General features: G+C 73.4%; 17 protein-coding genes and 1 riboswitch. Of the genes, 8 read left to right on the forward strand and 9 right to left on the reverse strand.

The window, feature by feature from the left end; all coding sequences use genetic code 11:
- Window positions 1–57: 57 nt before the first annotated feature.
- Window positions 58–2,247: a LuxR C-terminal-related transcriptional regulator gene (locus ACFYX4_RS23335; RefSeq protein ID WP_389336458.1), complete on the forward strand. Its 2,190-nt coding sequence runs from the start codon at window positions 58–60 to the stop codon at window positions 2,245–2,247.
- Here ACFYX4_RS23335 and bioD read toward each other — a convergent pair.
- The 3 genes from bioD to bioB are packed head-to-tail and all read right to left on the reverse strand — an operon-like array spanning window position 2,244 to window position 5,528.
- The gene (bioD, locus tag ACFYX4_RS23340; protein WP_389336905.1) at window positions 2,244–2,963 is read right to left on the reverse strand and encodes a dethiobiotin synthase; all 720 of its coding nucleotides are present in this window, start codon (window positions 2,961–2,963) and stop codon (window positions 2,244–2,246) included. The genes ACFYX4_RS23335 and bioD overlap by 4 nt on opposite strands.
- A 2-nt stretch (window positions 2,964–2,965) precedes the next feature.
- Window positions 2,966–4,282, reverse strand: a complete 1,317-nt coding sequence (locus ACFYX4_RS23345; protein WP_389336461.1) for an adenosylmethionine--8-amino-7-oxononanoate transaminase — start codon at window positions 4,280–4,282, stop codon at window positions 2,966–2,968.
- Complete coding sequence (bioB, locus tag ACFYX4_RS23350) at window positions 4,275–5,528, reverse strand: biotin synthase BioB (RefSeq protein ID WP_389336464.1); 1,254 nt, start codon at window positions 5,526–5,528, stop codon at window positions 4,275–4,277. The genes ACFYX4_RS23345 and bioB overlap by 8 nt, the downstream gene beginning before the upstream one ends.
- Window positions 5,529–5,676: 148 nt before the next feature.
- Between bioB and ACFYX4_RS23355 the strand changes: the two genes are divergently transcribed.
- Entirely contained in the window at window positions 5,677–6,804 is a 1,128-nt protein-coding gene (locus ACFYX4_RS23355; RefSeq protein WP_389336468.1) for an 8-amino-7-oxononanoate synthase, read from the forward strand.
- Between the two features lie 48 nt (window positions 6,805–6,852).
- Here the strand turns inward: ACFYX4_RS23355 and ACFYX4_RS23360 are convergent, their stop codons facing one another.
- Window positions 6,853–7,095 (reverse strand): DUF397 domain-containing protein, encoded by a 243-nt coding sequence (locus ACFYX4_RS23360; protein WP_389336471.1) that lies wholly within the window; start codon window positions 7,093–7,095, stop codon window positions 6,853–6,855.
- Window positions 7,096–7,104: 9 nt separating this feature from the next.
- Window positions 7,105–7,977, reverse strand: coding sequence for a helix-turn-helix domain-containing protein (locus ACFYX4_RS23365; RefSeq protein ID WP_389336474.1), 873 nt, complete (start codon window positions 7,975–7,977; stop codon window positions 7,105–7,107).
- A gap of 213 nt (window positions 7,978–8,190) precedes the next feature.
- Between ACFYX4_RS23365 and ACFYX4_RS23370 the strand changes: the two genes are divergently transcribed.
- On the forward strand, window positions 8,191–8,700 hold the full coding sequence (locus ACFYX4_RS23370; RefSeq protein WP_389336477.1) for an ATP-binding protein: 510 nt from the start codon (window positions 8,191–8,193) through the stop codon (window positions 8,698–8,700).
- Window positions 8,701–9,699: 999 nt separating this feature from the next.
- Here ACFYX4_RS23370 and ACFYX4_RS23375 read toward each other — a convergent pair.
- From ACFYX4_RS23375 to ACFYX4_RS23385, 3 genes are all read right to left on the reverse strand, one after another.
- Window positions 9,700–10,173, reverse strand: a complete 474-nt coding sequence (locus tag ACFYX4_RS23375) for a C40 family peptidase (RefSeq protein WP_389336480.1) — start codon at window positions 10,171–10,173, stop codon at window positions 9,700–9,702.
- 3 nt (window positions 10,174–10,176) lie between these two features.
- A riboswitch (cyclic di-AMP (ydaO/yuaA leader) is annotated at window positions 10,177–10,370 on the reverse strand.
- Window positions 10,371–10,738: 368 nt separating this feature from the next.
- Window positions 10,739–11,044 carry a hypothetical protein gene (locus tag ACFYX4_RS23380; RefSeq protein WP_389336483.1) on the reverse strand — a complete coding sequence of 102 codons (306 nt, stop codon included), beginning with the start codon at window positions 11,042–11,044 and terminating at the stop codon, window positions 10,739–10,741.
- A 7-nt stretch (window positions 11,045–11,051) separates the two neighbouring features.
- Window positions 11,052–11,678 carry an ATP-dependent Clp protease proteolytic subunit gene (locus ACFYX4_RS23385; protein ID WP_389336486.1) on the reverse strand — a complete coding sequence of 209 codons (627 nt, stop codon included), beginning with the start codon at window positions 11,676–11,678 and terminating at the stop codon, window positions 11,052–11,054.
- A 63-nt stretch (window positions 11,679–11,741) separates the two neighbouring features.
- Here ACFYX4_RS23385 and ACFYX4_RS23390 point away from each other — a divergent pair, with 63 nt between their 5' ends.
- Window positions 11,742–12,023 (forward strand): type II toxin-antitoxin system Phd/YefM family antitoxin, encoded by a 282-nt coding sequence (locus tag ACFYX4_RS23390; protein ID WP_389336489.1) that lies wholly within the window; start codon window positions 11,742–11,744, stop codon window positions 12,021–12,023.
- Window positions 12,024–12,130: 107 nt separating this feature from the next.
- Here the strand turns inward: ACFYX4_RS23390 and ACFYX4_RS23395 are convergent, their stop codons facing one another.
- The gene (locus ACFYX4_RS23395) at window positions 12,131–13,144 is read right to left on the reverse strand and encodes an ABC transporter permease (protein ID WP_389336492.1); all 1,014 of its coding nucleotides are present in this window, start codon (window positions 13,142–13,144) and stop codon (window positions 12,131–12,133) included.
- 152 nt (window positions 13,145–13,296) lie between these two features.
- Here ACFYX4_RS23395 and ACFYX4_RS23400 point away from each other — a divergent pair, with 152 nt between their 5' ends.
- The 4 genes from ACFYX4_RS23400 to ACFYX4_RS23415 all read left to right on the forward strand — a co-directional run bounded on the left by ACFYX4_RS23400 (window position 13,297) and on the right by ACFYX4_RS23415 (window position 16,413).
- Complete coding sequence (locus tag ACFYX4_RS23400) at window positions 13,297–13,962, forward strand: TetR/AcrR family transcriptional regulator (protein WP_389336495.1); 666 nt, start codon at window positions 13,297–13,299, stop codon at window positions 13,960–13,962.
- Window positions 13,963–14,073: 111 nt separating this feature from the next.
- On the forward strand, window positions 14,074–14,376 hold the full coding sequence (locus ACFYX4_RS23405) for an urease subunit gamma (RefSeq protein ID WP_389336498.1): 303 nt from the start codon (window positions 14,074–14,076) through the stop codon (window positions 14,374–14,376).
- Window positions 14,377–14,387: 11 nt separating this feature from the next.
- Complete coding sequence (locus ACFYX4_RS23410; protein WP_389336501.1) at window positions 14,388–14,699, forward strand: urease subunit beta; 312 nt, start codon at window positions 14,388–14,390, stop codon at window positions 14,697–14,699.
- On the forward strand, window positions 14,692–16,413 hold the full coding sequence (locus tag ACFYX4_RS23415; protein ID WP_389336505.1) for an urease subunit alpha: 1,722 nt from the start codon (window positions 14,692–14,694) through the stop codon (window positions 16,411–16,413). Before ACFYX4_RS23410 ends, ACFYX4_RS23415 begins: the two co-directional genes overlap by 8 nt.
- Window position 16,414: the final 1 nt, after the last annotated feature.

Consider the following 16,414-nt stretch of genomic DNA (forward strand, 5'->3'; position numbering starts at 1 on the left):
GCGGCGCATCGGTGAAGTCGCCGGTCTTTACGGTTCAAGTAACCCGTCGGTAACGTGATGTGCGTGGTGACACCGGTGAACCCCCCACGACTTGCCCGCCCTTGGCCACCACCGCCCCCGGCCCCCGCCGTCCGCGAGGGGGTACGGGTGCGGATCCTGCGTTCGGTGCACGGCGATTCGCGCGCCGCCGCCGCCCTCGCCACGCGCCTGACCGACCGTCAGCTCGCGGGCCTCGATCCGCTGCCCGCCGAACCGGCCGACCTGCTCCCCGAGTTGCTCGCCCCCTACCGGCACGCCGTGCGGGCGCTCCCCGACGGCGCCCGGCTGCTGCTCCTGCTCGCCGCGGCCGACCAGTACCCGGTCGCCACCCACGCCTTCCTGCGGGCCGTCGCCGCCGCCCGCCTCGACACCCGGCCGCTGGAGGCCGCCGAGGCCGCCGGACTCGCCCACGCCACCCCCGGCGGGGTCGGCTTCGCCGACCCCTGGACCCGCGTCGCCGCCTACGGGACCGCCACCCCGGCCGACCGGCGCGACGCCCACCGACTGCTCGCCCGCGTCCTGCACGGCGCGGGCGAGTCCCCCCGCCGCTCCTGGCACCGGGGGGCCGCCGCCCTCGGCCCCAGCGGGCGGCTCGCCGCCGAACTGACCGCGGCCGCCGCCCGGGCCCGCGCCGCCGGGGACCCCGCCCTGGCCGGCGCCCTCGCCGAACGCGCCGCCGCCCTCACCCCCGAGGCCCGCCCCCGCGTCCGCCTCCTCGCCCGCGCCGCCGCCGACGCCTGGAACTCCGGCGACGGCGACCGCGCCCGCCTCCTCGCCGCCCGCACCGACACCCCGGCCCTCGACGGCGTCCTCGCCCTGCGGGCGGGACACGCGGCGGAGGCGTTCGACGCGCTGACCGAAGGAGCGGCACGAGCCGCCGCCGGCCTCTCCGACCGGGCCGGGGAGCACGCCCGCCACCTCCTCGCCCGCGCCACCGAAGCCGCCGTCTACACCGGCGACCTGCGCCGCTGCCGCGAGGCCGTCCAGGTCGCCCACCGGTTCGGCGTCGCGCCTCCCGGCGTCCTCGACGGGCTCACCGCCGCCGTCGACGGGCGCTACGACGACGCGCGAAACCTGCTGGAGGCCACCGCCGGGCGCTGCGGGCCGGGCGGCGACCCCACCCTCCTCCTGCACGCCGGCATCGCCGCCCTCATGCTCGGCGACCACACCCGCGCCGCCACCGCCACCGTCCGCGCGGCGACCGCCGCCCGCGCCCGCGGCCTCACGCCCCTCGTCTCCCAGGCCATGGAGTTCCGCGCTCACGCCGACTTCTGGACCGGCCGCCTCCGCGCCGCCGAGGCCGCCGCCCTGGACGCGCTGCGCCAGGCCCACGCCACCGGCCAGGACAACGGCGCCTGCCATCTCCAGGCCGCCCTCGCGATGTTCGCCGCGCTCACCGGCGACGCCGCCCTGTGCCGTGAACGGGCCGCCGCCGCACGCTCGTTCGCCCTCGCGCACGGCCTCGGCCTGCCCGCCGCCCTCGCCCAGTGGGCGCTCGCCGTCCTCGACCTCGGCTCCGGCCGCTACGGCGACGCCGCCGCCCGACTGCGCGCCCTCGCCGGCTTCGGCCCCGGCCACGGACACCGAGCCGTCCGCCATCTGGCCACCCCGCACTACGTCGAGGCCGCCGTGCACACCGGCGACACCCGCATCGCCCGCGCCGCCCACGCCGTCTACGACCGCTGGGCCCACGCCGTCCGCAGCGCCGACGACCTCGCCCTCAGCGCCCGCTGCCACGCCCTGCTCACCCCGGGCGCGGACGCCGTCGAGCACTACCGCACCGCCCTCGACCTGCACGACCGCGGCACCCGCGCCGTCGAACGCGCCCGCACGGAACTGCTGTTCGGCGGCGCGCTGCGCCGGCTGCGCCACCGCGCCGAGGCCCGCGACCGGCTGCACAGCGCCCTGGAGGCGTTCGAGGCCTTCGGCGCCCCGCACTGCGCCGAACGGGCCCGCGCCGAACTCCGCGCCCTCGGAGCGCCCGCCGCCGCGGCCCGCCCGCCCGAGAACCGCACACCCCACCTGACCGCACAGCAACTCCGGGTCGCCCGTATGGCGGCCGAGGGCGCGACCAACCGCGAGATAGCCACCTACCTCGCGCTCAGCCCCCGCACCATCGACCACCACCTACGAGGCGTCTTCACCCGCCTGGGCATCCGCTCCCGCATCGAACTGGTCCGACTGCTGGAGGAGGAGTACGACGGCTAGGCGGACTCGGCCCGGTCGCGGAACGCGTCCGCCTCCCACGTCCCGTCCAGCCGCGGCGCGAGCCAACTCCGCGCCACCGTACGGAAGTCGGCGGGCGGCAGCGATCCGGCCCCGTCGGGCAGCGCCCCCAGCAGCGGGGCGCCGGCGACGTCGGGGAGATCGGTGACGTTGCAACGCATCGCCAGATCGGGCGAGTCGGGCCAGCTGCCGATCACCACGCCCAACAACTCCAGTCCTCGTGAGCAAAGTTCACGGGACGTCAGCTCGGTGGTGTTCAGCGTGCCCAGGCCCGGCGAGGCCACCACGAGCACCGGCGCCCGCAGCAGCTCCGCCGCGTCGGCCAGCGTGCCGCCGGCCTCGTCGAAGCGCACGAGCAGGCCGCCCGCGCCCTCCACCAGGACCAGGTCGTGCTCGGCGGCCAGCTTGGCGGCGGCGTCGGCGACGTCCTGCGGACGCACCGGCGGCAGGCCCGCCCGCCGGGCCGCCGTCGCCGGGGCCAACGGGTCGGGATAGCGGGCGAGTTCGGCCGTCGTCACCGCGCCGGCGAGCCGCGCGACCTCGTCGGCGTCCCCGCGCTCGTCCGGCCGTACGCCGGTCTGGGCGGCCTTCAGCACCGCCACCGAGCGGCCCGCCGCCCGCGCCGACGCGGCCACGGCCGCCGTCGTGACGGTCTTGCCGACCTCCGTGCCCGTCCCCGTGATCACCAGGATCGGCATGCTCATCCCTCCCGCGCCGCCGCGCACACCGCGCGCGTGATCCGTGCCAGGTCCGCGTCATCGGTGACGTACGGCGGCATCGTGTAGACGAGGTCGCGGAACGGCCGCAGCCACACGCCCTCCCGTACGGCCGCCTCCGTGGCGGCCTTCATGTCCACGGCGTGGTCGAGCTGGACCACCCCGACGGCCCCGAGCACACGGACGTCCTTCACGCCGGGCAGCGTGGCGACCGCCGCGAGCCCGTCCCGCAGCCCCGCCTCGATCCGCTCGACCTCCGCGAGCCAGTCCTGCCCGAGCAGCAGCTCGATCGAGGCGCAGGCGACCGCCGCGGCCAGCGGATTGCCCATGAACGTCGGCCCGTGCGCCAGCACCGGCACCTCGCCCCGCGAGATGCCGTCGGCGACCCGAGCCGTGCACAACGTCGCCGCCATGGTCAGATAGCCGCCGGTCAGCGCCTTGCCCACGCACATCACGTCCGGCGTCACCGCCGCGTGCTCCGCCGCGAACAGCGCGCCCGTACGGCCGAAGCCGGTAGCGATCTCGTCGAACACCAACAGCACGTCGTGCGCGTCGCACGCCTCGCGCAGCACCCGCAGATACGCGGGGGAGTGGAACCGCATCCCGCCCGCGCCCTGCACCACCGGCTCGACGATCACTGCGGCCAGCTCGTCCGCGTGCCGCTCGATCTCGTCGCGCAGCCGCTCCGCGTACTCCTCGTCGTAGTCCGCGGGCGGCGCGTCCACGAAGAGCTGACGGGGCAGCACCCCGGTCCACAGCTCGTGCATCCCGCCCTCGGGGTCGCACACCGACATCGGCTGCCAGGTGTCGCCGTGGTAGCCGCCGCGCCACGTCAGCAGCCGCCGCTTGCCGGGACGGCCCAGCGAACGCCAGTACTGGAGGCACATCTTCACCGCGACCTCGACCGACACCGACCCCGAGTCGGCCAGGAACACATGCTCGAGGCCATCGGGCGACATGTCGACAAGGAGCTTCGCCAGCCGCACGGCGGGCTCATGGGTGAGCCCGCCGAACATGACGTGGCTCATCCGGGCCAACTGCTCCCGCGCCGCCTCGTTCAGCACCGGGTGGTTGTAGCCGTGGATCGCCGACCACCACGACGACATGCCGTCGACCAGCTCGCCCGAGCCGTCCGCGAGCCGCAGCCGGACCCCGCTCGCCGACTCCACGACGAGCGGTTCGGCCCGGCCGGGCATGGGACCGTACGGATGCCACACATGCCGCCGGTCGAGGTCCAGCAGCTCCCGCACACCCAGCACGCCCGGCGCGCCCGGCATGCCCAGCCCGCCCGGCTCAGGCATTGGGCGCGAGATCCGTTCCGGTGCCCCGGCGGCGGACGGCGACCAGGTCCGTACGGGGCTCGGCGGCCGTCGGCGCGGGGGAGGAGCCGCAGATCCCGCCGCCCTCGCCGCTCCCCGCGTGGGAGCCGCAGCCGCCGCCATGGGAGCCGCAGCCGCCGCCGCCCGCGTGGGAGCCGCAGCCCGCGCCCTCCTGGCCCCCGGCATCGGCGGCGGCGTGCGAGCCGCAGCCCCCGCCCGCCGTCACCCGGTGCTCGGGCAGCGTGACCTCGCCCGCGCCCTCCACCTCGAACCCGGCGTCCGCGATCATCTCCAGGTCGGCCTTGCCGGCCTGGCCCTCGCTGGTCAGGTAGTCGCCGAGGAAGATCGAGTTGGCCAGGTGCAGCGCCAGCGGCTGCATCGTGCGCAGATGCACCTCACGGCCGCCCGCGATGCGCACCTCCACGTCCGGGCACACGAACCGCACCATCGCCAGGATCCGCAGACAGCGCTGCGGGGTGAGGTGCCACTCCTTGGCCAGCGGGGTGCCCTCGAACGGGATGAGGAAGTTGACCGGCACCGAGTCCGCGTCCAGCTCGCGCAGCGAGAACACCACGTCGATCAGGTCCTCGTCGCTCTCGCCCATCCCGGCGATCAGACCGGAGCACGCCGACAGGCCCGCCGCGTGCGCCTTGCGGACGGTGTCCACCCGGTCGGCGTACGTGTGCGTGGTCGTGATGTCCTTGTAGGTCGCCTCGGAGGTGTTGAGGTTGTGGTTGTAGGCGTCGGCGCCGGCCTCGCGCAGCCGCTCCGCCTGGCCGTCGGAGAGCAGCCCGAGACAGGCGCACACCTCGACGTCCTCGTTCTGCTCCTTGATCGCCTGGATGGTCTTGGAGACCCGGTCCACGTCCCGGTCGGTCGGCCCGCGCCCGGACGCCACCAGGCACACCCGCTTGGCGCCGCCGGCCAGCCCCGCGGCCGCCGCCTCGGAGGCCTCGTCGGGCTTCAGCCAGGTGTACTTGAGGATCCCGGCCGTCGAGCCCAGCCGCTGGGAGCAGTAGGAGCAGTCCTCGGGGCACAGCCCCGACTTGAGGTTGACGAGGTAGTTGAGTTTCACCCGTCGCCCGAACCAGTGCCGGCGCACCTTGCCGGCCGCGGCCACCACGTCGAGCAGGTCGTCGTCGGAGGAGGCCAGCACGGCCAGCGCTTCCTCACGGGTCGGCAGCTCGCGCCGAAGCCCCTTGTCCACCAGCGTGTTCAGCAGGTCCATGAGAGCCGATCCTGTCCTACCGACCCGCTCCTGGCCAAGGTAGGGATCACACAACACACCCGCTTCGACGTGTGGGTATTGCCACACCATGGGGGACCGACCGGACGGCTAGTGTCTGTCCGTTACCTACAAAAGCCCCGGAGGACCCATGGCGTTCGGCTGGATCGACGAGCAGGCGGAACTGCGCCGCCGCGCCGGACTCGTACGCACCCTGCGCCCCCGTCCGGCCGACTCCCCGTTGCTCGACCTCGCGAGCAACGACTACCTGGGCCTGGCCCGTCACCCCGAGGTCACCGAGGGCGCGGCCGGGGCCGCCCGGACCTGGGGCGGCGGCTCGACCGGCTCCCGGCTCGTCACCGGCACCACCGAGTTGCACGGCGAACTCGAACGCGAACTGGCCGACTTCTGCGGCGTCGAGGCGGCGCTCGTCTTCTCCTCCGGGTACGCCGCCAACCTGGCCGCGGTCACCGCGCTGGCCCCGCACGGCTCGCTGATCGTCTCCGACGCGGGCAACCACGCCTCGCTCATCGACGGCTGCCGGCTCGCCCGCGGCGCCACCCAGGTCGTCGCGCACGCCGACCCCGACGCCGTGCGCAAGGCGCTCGGCACCCACGAGGGCCCGGCCGTGGCGGTCTCCGACACGGTCTTCTCGGTCGACGGCGACGCCGCCCCGCTGGCCGGGCTCGCCGAGGCGTGCCGTGCGCACGGCGCGGGGCTGGTCGTGGACGACGCCCACGGCCTCGGCGTGCTCGGCGACGGCGGCCGGGGCGCGCCCTACGCGGCGGGACTGGCGGGCGCGGACGACGTCGTCGTCACGGTGACGCTGTCCAAGTCGCTCGGCAGCCAGGGCGGGGCGGTGCTCGGGCCCGCGCGCGTGATCGACCATCTGGTCAACGCGGCCCGGACGTTCATCTTCGACACGGGCCTCGCGCCCGCGGCGGCGGGAGCGGCCCTGGCGGCCCTGCGGCTGCTGCGCCGGGAGCCGGAACGCGCCGCACGCGCGCGTGCGGTCGCGGGCGAGCTGCACGCGCGCCTGACGGCCGCGGGTCTGGAAGCGGTGCGTCCGGACGCCGCGGTCGTCTCCGTGCGGGCTCCGTCCCCGGAGCAGGCCGTGCGCTGGGCGGCGGACTGCCGGGCGGCGGGACTGGCCGTGGGCTGCTTCCGTCCTCCTTCCGTGCCCGACGGCGTCTCCCGTCTGAGGCTGACCGCCCGCGCGGACCTCACCGAGGGACAGATCGAACGCGCTGTACGGGTGATCGGCGGGACACGACCATGAGTCGGCGTGACACGGCCGTGCGCCGGAGGGACGGGTAACGGGTAGGGGTCAGCGGAACGCGGCCGTGAAGCCCGTCCAGCTCTCGGGGGAGAAGAGCAGGGCGGGACCGTCCGGGTCCTTGGAGTCGCGTACGGCGAGCAGGCCGGACCACGGTCCCGAGACCGGGCGGGCCGTCTCCACGCAGTTGTTGGCTCCCGTGCTGTGGCTGCTGCGCCGCCAGGGCAGGCCCCTGGGGTGGCGGGAGTCCGTCAGACCGGAGCTGGAAGGTACGTGCCGAGGCAGTGCGGTCATGGTGCCTCCTTACGCGCCGTCACCTATCGCGGCGATGTATTCCATGGAGTCCTCGGGCGAAAGAGCGTGCGCCCGCAGGGCGTTGAAGGCCTCGGAGTAGACCCGGAGGTCTTCTTTCCGTTCGAGGTAGAGGGTACTCGTCAAGTGGTCGAGAACAACCACGTCCAGATCAGAAGTGCTCGAAAATGAGAAGATAACGAAAGGGCCGGTGACGCCGATATGCGCCCCGGCAGTGAACGGCAGCACCTGGAGCCTCACTTGGGGGAGCCGCGCCGCCTCGACCAGCCGCTCCAGCTGGCGTGCCATCACCTCCGGGCCGCCCACCTCCCGGCGCAGCACCGCCTCGTCCAGCACCGCGTTCAGCTCCAGCGGCGGGCGGGACCTCAGCACGTCCTGCCGGGTCAGGCGCACCTCCACCAGGGTGTCCAGCCGCTCCTCGGCGCCGTCCTCCGCGACGCCCTCCACGGCGGCCCGGGTCACCGCGCGCGCGTACTCCGCCGTCTGGAGCAGGCCCGGGACCACGGTCGTCTCCAGTGTGCGCATCGCGCTGGCCTGCGACTCCAGGCTGATGAAGTCCCGGTAGGCGGGCGGCAGGACGCCCCGGTAGGCGTGCCACCAGTGGTCCCTTCCGGCGGCATCCTCGGAGCCCGCCAACGCCAGCATCACATCCCGCAGTTGCGGGTCGGTCACGCCGTAGGCGTCGAGGAGTAACCGCACATCGGCCGGTTTCGTACCACTGGTTCCGGTCTCGATCCGGCTCACCTTCGACTGGTGCCAGCCCATGAGCCGCGCCGCCTCGCCGCTGGTGAGGCCCGTGCGGGTGCGCAACGCCCGCAGCTCAGCGCCCAGTTTCCGGCGGCGCACCGCGGGGCCGTGCTGCATGGACTGCTCCTTACTCCCTAGGGGCCGTCCAAATACGCTCTGCCGTAGCAGAGTTCACCGCATCGGGCGACAGATATATGCACATCTTGGTGGATCGCCACCCGTGACGGGCGTGGTGATGGCACTCTGGCGACGAAGCACCAGTCCGGGACCGTACTCGAACCATCCGCACCGTGTCGGACCCCGGTCCCGTGGGAAAGGGACGACGTCGCCATGGCTGACCATCTGGAAGCCTCCCTCACTCTGCCGAGCGATCCCGGTTCGGTGTCCACGGCCCGCGCCTTCGCACTCGACACGTTGGGGGAGTGGGGCCTGTCCGCGGACGCGGAGGTGTCCGACGCGGTTCGGCTCATCGTCTCCGAACTCGCCACCAACGCCGTACAGCACACGTTCGGGCTGTCACCCACCTTCACGGTGGACCTGGTGCTCGACCGTGACGAACATCTGCGCATCGGGGTGACCGACAGTCATCCTCGGTTTCCGAAACGGCTGCCGGCCGCTGTCCAGCAGGACAACGGCCGGGGGATGGTGATCATTCGGTGTCTGACGGCGGAGTACGGGGGGAAGCTGCGGGTGCGGCCTACCCGTGAGGGGGGCAAGACGGTGTCGATCGAGCTGCCGTGGACGAGACCGGTGGCGACGGCCGAGCCTTTTCCGCCCCCGCCGCCCCTACCCTTCCCATCCCCGGGGGCAACGGCCCCCGGCCCCCCACTCCGCCCCTGAAGGGCCCATCGAGCCCGCCCAGAGGCGACACCCCCGGACGCGAGCTGAATATCACGGCCCCCCACCAACAAGTCCCCACAAGCCGCCCTGAGAGCCCGACAGCCCCCACAACCGGACGGCCACCCACCCCCAAGGCCCCACGACAGCCCGCGAGCCCCCTCCGCGCCCATACAGGGCCCACCGCGCCCGCCCTGGGCCTCGCCGTGCCTGCCCCGGGCCCACCGCGCCCAGGCCGGCCCGCACTGTCCGCCCAGGACGCAGACGGCCCGCATCCGAGTCGGCGCCCGCCCCAGGCCGGGTCGCCGCTCGCCGATTTCTTCTCCCGCCCGGGACGCAGTCGCCGCTCGACCGAAGCCGAGTCCACGCCGTCCCGAAAGGGACCACAGCCCACCGGGCCCAAGCCCCCCTCGCCCGAACGGGTCACCCCACCGACACGAAGCCGCCCTCGCCCGAAGGGGTCACCGCCCGCCCGGGATCGGGGCACCGTAGCCCGAACGGGTCACTCCCGCCGGGATCGAGTCACCCTCGCTGGACGGGAAACTGCCCCTCCTGGACGTCCACCGCCCGTCCAGGATCGAGGCACCGTAGCCCGAACGGGTCACCCCCGCCGGGATCGAGGCGTCCGCGCCCAGACGGGACACCACCCTTCCGGGACAGTCACCACCCGCCCAGGATCGAGTGCCTCTCGCCCGGACGGACACCGCCCGCCCGGATTCGACGCACCGTCGCCCGGACGGGGCACCCCGCAGGGATGGAGTCATCCTCGCTCGGGCGGGTCACCGCCCGCCCGCGATCGAGGCACCGTCGCCCGGGCGGGGTGTCGGCGACCGGATCGAGTCGCCTCGCTCGGTCGGGTTACCCCGGCCCGGATCGAGTCGTCCTCGCCCGGACGGGGCGCCGTCGCCCCGGTCCAGGCACCCTCGCCCGGAGCGGAGGGCACCCCCACGGAGGGGGTCCCGGGGCGGTGGGGCTGTCAGGGGCGGCCACCGTCCCGGGAGGTTACTTGACTCGGCCGTACCAGACGCTCTTGGTCCAGATCTTCTGGAGCCGGACCACGTCACCCGTCTTCGGCGAGTGCCAGATCTTGCCGCCGCCGGCGTAGATCCCGACGTGGTAGACGTTCGACCCCGAGTGGAAGAACACGAGGTCTCCGGCCTTGCGGCTGGCCGCGCCGATGTGGCGGGTCTTGTTGTACTGCTGAGCCGCGGTGCGGGGCAGTTTCTTGCCCGCCTTCTTGAACGAGTACATGGTCAGCCCGGAGCAGTCGAACCGGTTGGGTCCGGCGGCGCCGTACTTGTAAGGCGAGCCCTTCTTGGAGGCCGCGACCTGAAGTGCCTTCGTCGCCGGCGTGGCGGCAGCGGCGTCGGAGGCGACACCCGGGACCACGATCGAGCCGCCCACGGCGGCGATGGCGAACGCCGAGGCCGTACCGGCTCGGACCATGAGCGACGGGACACGATTGAGCGCAGTCATGCGCAACCCTTCGTCAGCCGCCTGTGAAGGATGACCTGTCGGATTCGGGCTGACAAAGTTGCCCGGCCGCTGCTGCGGCTTCACCCCAAGGGCTGCTCGACCCGGCGCGTCTCCCGTTCGGAGACGACCGTCCCGGCGACCCGTCGTGCTTGGGTCCTCCACTCCTGCCGATGCACTTCTGTCGACCTGTCATCCGAACGGCGGCAGGACTCGGCGTCCGCACGGATTGCCCCGCCGCTTGTGGCGGGGTCTTGTCGTCAGACAGGGATCTTGGCTCACCGATGTCCGAAAATCCCAATGGAATCGGGGATTTGTGGGGTTACTCACCACTCACCCGTTCGGGTGGACACCCTGATGTTCGATCAGATGTCAACGTGTCATAAGGCCCCCGACCAGCACTGGAACCCTCCATTCCACCCGTCGGGCACGCCCGCCGCGCAACCGCAAGGGCCCGGAAAAGGCAGTCACATCTCCTCCGAACAGCCGTACGCCGTTTGGTCCGTTTCGACTCCGGCCCGGACGGGACGCGCGCGCCGCCGATCGTCCGGGCCGAAAAGTCCATGCGTCAACTGTCGGAGAGCGGCGGCACGGCGACGCGCGCCGCCCTGCGCTCCCCGTCCAGGACGCGCAGCGCCCGCGCGAGCGTGGGCGCGTGCAGCTCGCTCTCGCCCCGCTGGTGCATCAGCGTCAGCGCGTCCCGCAGCGCCACCGCCCTGCCCACCAGCGCCTGCGCGGCGCGCAGCCCACGGTAGGTGTCGCCGTCACGGGCGGGGTTGATCCGGCCGAGCAGGTCGACCGCCTCCAGGTAACGGTCGATCAACTCGGCCTCGGCGCGGGTCAGCGCGGGCAGCGGCGGCAGCTCGGGCAGCACCGGCGGCTCACCTCCCGCCCGGAGCGGCCCCGCGGGGCGGGACGATCCCGTCCGCCAGGCCGTATGCCACGGCCTCCCGCGCGTCGAGGACGACGCCCCGTTCGAGATCCGCGGCCACCTGCCGCGGGCTCCGCCCGGTGTGCCGCACGAGCAGCTTCTCCAGCAGGGCCCGGACGCGGATCAGTTCCCCGGCCTGGATCGCCAGGTCGCTGGGCTGCCCCCGCACCGGCTCCGGCAGCGCCGGCTGGTGCAGCACGACCCGCGCCCCCGGCAGCAGCCGCCGCTTGCCCGGCGTGCCCGCCGCGAGCAGGACGGCCGCGTAGGGGCCGGCCTGGCCCAGGCAGGTCGTCTCCACGTCGCAGCAGACGTACCGGAGCGTGTCGTAGAGGGCCGTCATCGCGTGGAACGAGCCGCCGGGGGAGTTGACGTACAGCGCGATGTCGCGGTCCGGGTCCCGGTGCTCCAGATACATGAGCTGGGCCATCACGTCGTTCGCCGAGACGTCGTCGACCGGGGTCCCGAGAAGGACGATCCGCCCCTCCAGGAGCTTCGAGTAGGGATCCAGGGTCCGCAGACCCGTGCTCGTGCGTTCGGTGAACTCGGGCAGGACATGGCGGGCGGACGGTCGGGTCATGGGTGCCCCTCCTTCTACGTCTGTACAAAATGTACAGGACGTACGTGACGTTAGAATGGGGTCATGGCCTACGAGATTCCGGTGACACAAGCCCGGGCCGAACTCGCCGACCTGATCAACCGGGTGGTGTACGGCGGTGAGCGCGTCGTGGTGACGCGTCACGGAAAACCGCTGGTCGCCCTCGTCTCCGCCGCCGACCTGGAGCGACTCGACGCGCTCGACGCCACGGCCGAGGAACAGGTGATCAGCTCGGTCTCCACCGTCCGCGACCCGGCGTCGTCCGCTCGCGGCGAACAGCGGCGGTTCGGCATCGCGGCGGAACACCGGCGGCCGGACCCCTCGTAAGAGACCCGCTCTCGCAAGAGACTCGAACGACCGTGCGCCCCCGTCCGCTGCTGCGGAACGGGGGCGCACGGTCGACGCGGAGGCCGGTGGTCGTGGCGGCCGGTGGGTCAGCCGGCAAGCGCGGGCTCCCGCTCGGCGGCCGGCGCGTGGCTCTTCGCGCGGTTCTTCATCGTGTGGCCGAGCAGTACCGCGCCGAGGCCCAGCGCGGCCCACCAGGTGAGCGTCAGGGCCGGGCCCGTCGCCGCGGCGCCGTCGAAGAACGACACCGAGCGCAGCATCGTCGTCCCCGCGCCCGGCGGCAGCCACTGGCCGATCGTCCCGGCCGGCTCGGGCAGCATCTGCGGGGCCGAGGCCGCCCCGGAGAACGGGTTGCCGAAGAACATCACCATCAGCCCCGCGAGACCGATGCCCGCCGGGCCGAGCAGGGCGGCGCACCCGGCCACGGCCGCGCTCACCGCCAGCGTCGACAGCGCGAGCGTCCCGGCCTCGGCCCACCAGTCGCCGGTGAGCACCCCGAGCCAGCTGTGCGCGAGCGTCACCGCGACCAGGCCCACCAGGACGGCCGCCCCGACGAGCGCGACCACCGCGCGGACCCCGCGCAGCCCGAGCACGGTCACCACCGCGCCCGCGACGATGCCGGCCAGCGCCAGCGGCAGCACGCTCGCGCCCAGGGCCGCGCCGCGCGGATCCTTCTCGGGCGCGGCGACCACGTCGACGACCCGCACCTCGGTCCCCTGCGCGGCGGCCTGCTGCGACACCGCCTGCTGGAGCAGTTGGGCGACGACCGGGCTCGCGGCCGACGCGGTGAGCAGCTCCGGGCCCTGCGGGGTGACGACGACCGCGCCGTAGACGGTCCGGTCCTCGATCGCGGCGCGGGCCGCGGCCTCGTCCTCGTAGCGGTGGACCTCGAACGCGCCCTCGTGCGTCGACAGCTGCTTCTCGAGCTGCGCGGTCGCGGTGGCCGGTCCGGCCACGCCGAGCGGCAGATCGCGGGGCGCGGTGCGGGCGGCGGGCCAGGCGAAGGCCCACAGCGCGAGGGCGGCGAGGAGCGGGACGAGGACGACGACCGCGATCACACGCCGGGCGGGAGGCCTGGTGGAGGGTGCGGAAGCGGTGGACATGGGGTCACCTCTGGACGGGGCTGGGATCGGATGCCGCGGCTGCCGCGGCTGGGGTCGGCTAAAAAGAAGGATCGTTCGTTTTGCTTCGTCTCCACCGTGCAGCCGCGGGCCGTCACTTGTCAAGAAGGAACGTTCGTTTTAAGTTGTGGACCATGGCACGCGTATCCCAGGCCCATCTCGACGCCCGCCGCCGGCAGATCCTCGACGCGGCGGCCCTCTGCTTCGCCCGCAACGGCTTCCACGCCACCTCCATGCAGGACGTGCTGAAGGAGGCCGACCTGTCGGCCGGGGCGGTGTACCGCTACTTCAGCGGCAAGGAGGAGCTGATCGCCGCGATCGTCTCCGAGGTGCTCGGCGAGGTCCGCGCCGCCTTCGAGGCGGCGGCCGAGCAGAGCCCGCCCCCCGCGCCGGACGCCCTCGTCGCCTCCGTCCTCAGCCGGACCCTCGCCGCGCGGGCCGGCCTCGTCCTCGACGGCGTCCCCGCCTTCCCGCGCCTGGTCGTCCAGGTGTGGTCGGAGATCCCGCGCAACGAGAAGCTGGCCGCCGTCCTCGGCGAGGGCTTCGCCAGCGTGCGCGCCGCGTGGGCCCGGATCGCGGAGTCCTACCAGGCGGACGGGCGGATGCGCGCCGACGTCGCCCCGGACCGCGTGGCCCGCACGATGATCGCCTGCGTGCTCGGCTTCATCGCCCAGCAGTCCCTGTTCGGACCCGCCCCGGTGGACGTCCTGCGGGACGGCCTGCGCGCGCTGATGAGCATGCCGGAGGACGGGAGCGTCCCGGGCGCGGCGACGCCCGCCGGACGATCACAGCGGGGTTAACGTCCTCGAAATGCGCTCCAACTAGCCTGCCCCTCCACGCCACCAGGCAGTTTGCCGGTGGCCGCGGCAGCCGGGCCCCGCACGGTCCGGAGCGAGGATGTGAGGTGGGACGTGCAACTGACCCCGCACGAGCAGGAGAGGCTGTTGATCCACGTGGCGGCCGATGTCGCCGAGAAGCGCCGGGCCCGCGGCCTCAGGCTCAACCATCCCGAGTCCGTCGCCCTCATCACCTCGCACATCCTCGAAGGCGCGCGTGACGGCCGTACGGTCGCCGAGCTGATGTTCTCCGGCCGCAAGCTGCTCACGCGCGACGACGTCATGGACGGCGTGCCCGAGATGATCCACGACGTCCAGGTCGAGGCGACCTTCCCGGACGGCACCAAGCTCGTCACCGTCCACGACCCGATCGTGTGAGAGGGGCCTCGATGATTCCCGGAGAGATCCTGTTCGCCGCAGACCCGATCGTGTACAACGAGGGCCGCGAGGTCACCCGGCTCACCGTGCTCAACACCGCCGACCGGCCGGTGCAGGTCGGCTCCCACTACCACTTCGCCGAGGCCAACCCCGGCCTGGAGTTCGACCGCGCCGCCGCCCGCGGCAAGCGGCTGAACGTCGCCGCCGGCACCGCCGTGCGCTTCGAGCCCGGCATCCCCGTCGACGTCGAACTCGTACCGCTCGCCGGCGCCCGCGTGGTGCCCGGTCTGCGCGGGGAGACCGGAGGTGCCCTCGATGCCTGAGATCTCGCGTGCCGCGTACGCCGACCTGTTCGGCCCGACCACCGGGGACCGCATCCGGCTCGCCGACACCGACCTCGTCGTGGAGATCGAGGAGGACCGCTGCGGCGGGCCCGGACTCGCGGGCGACGAGGCCGTGTTCGGCGGCGGCAAGGTCATCCGCGAGTCCATGGGGCAGGCCCGTGCCACCCGCGCGGAGGGCACCCCCGACACCGTCGTCACCGGCGCGGTCGTCGTCGACCACTGGGGGATCGTCAAGGCCGACGTCGGCATCCGCGACGGGCGGATCACCGGCATCGGCAAGGCCGGCAACCCCGACACGATGGACGGCGTCCACCCGGACCTCGTCATCGGCCCGGAGACCGAGGTCATCGCCGGCAACGGCCGCATCCTCACCGCGGGCGCGATCGACGCGCACGTCCACTTCATCTGCCCGCAGATCGCCGACGAGGCCCTGTCCTCCGGCGTCACCACACTGATCGGCGGCGGCACCGGACCGGCAGAGGGCTCCAAGGCGACGACCGTGACGCCGGGCCCCTGGCACCTCGCCCGCATGCTGGAGGCGATGGAGCGGTACCCGCTGAACATCGGGTTCCTCGGCAAGGGCAACACCGTCTCGCACGAGGCGATGCTGTCCCAGATCCGGGGCGGCGCGCTCGGCCTGAAGCTGCACGAGGACTGGGGGTCCACGCCCGCCGTCATCGACGCCTCGCTGACCGTCGCCGAACGGACCGGCATCCAGGTCGCCATCCACACCGACACCCTCAACGAGGCCGGATTCGTGGGCGACACGCTCGCCGCGATCGCCGGACGCGGCATCCACGCCTACCACACCGAGGGTGCGGGCGGCGGGCACGCGCCGGACATCATGACCGTCGTCTCCGAGTCGCACGTCCTGCCCAGCTCGACCAACCCGACGCGGCCGTACACCGTGAACACCGCCGAGGAACACCTCGACATGCTGATGGTGTGTCACCACCTCAACCCGGCCGTGCCCGAGGATCTCGCCTTCGCCGAGTCCCGTATCCGGCCGTCCACGATCGGCGCGGAGGACGTCCTGCACGACCTCGGCGCGATCTCGATCATTTCCTCCGACGCCCAGGCCATGGGCCGCGTCGGCGAGGTGATCCTGCGGACCTGGCAGACCGCGCACGTCATGAAGCGGCGGCGCGGGGCGCTGCCCGGCGACGGGCGGGCGGACAACCGGCGGGTGCGGCGGTACGTGGCCAAGTACACGATCAACCCCGCCCTCGCGCAGGGCCTGGCGCGGGAGATCGGGTCGGTGGAGACGGGGAAGCTCGCCGATCTCGTGCTGTGGGAACCGGCGTTCTTCGGCGTCAAACCGCATCTCGTCCTCAAGGGCGGCCAGATCGCCTACGCGCAGATGGGCGACGCCAACGCGTCCATCCCCACCCCTCAACCCATCTTGCCCCGGCCGATGTTCGGGGCGATCGGGCGGGCCCCCGCCGCCAACTCGTTCAACTTCGTGGCTCCGCTCGCGATCGAGGACGGGCTGCCGGAACGGCTCCAACTGGGTAAGAGGTTCGTCGCCATCGACTCGACGCGCGGGGTGACCAAGGCGGACATGCGGGAGAACGACGCCCGGCCGCGCGTCGAGGTCGACCCCGACAGCTTCGCCGTGCACATCGACGGGGAGTTGGTGGAGGCGACGCCTGCGGCCGAACTGCCCATGGCTCAGCGCTACTTCCTCTTCTGAG

Source organism: Streptomyces sp. NPDC002328 (genome assembly GCF_042890065.1).
GTDB lineage: Bacteria > Actinomycetota > Actinomycetes > Streptomycetales > Streptomycetaceae > Streptomyces.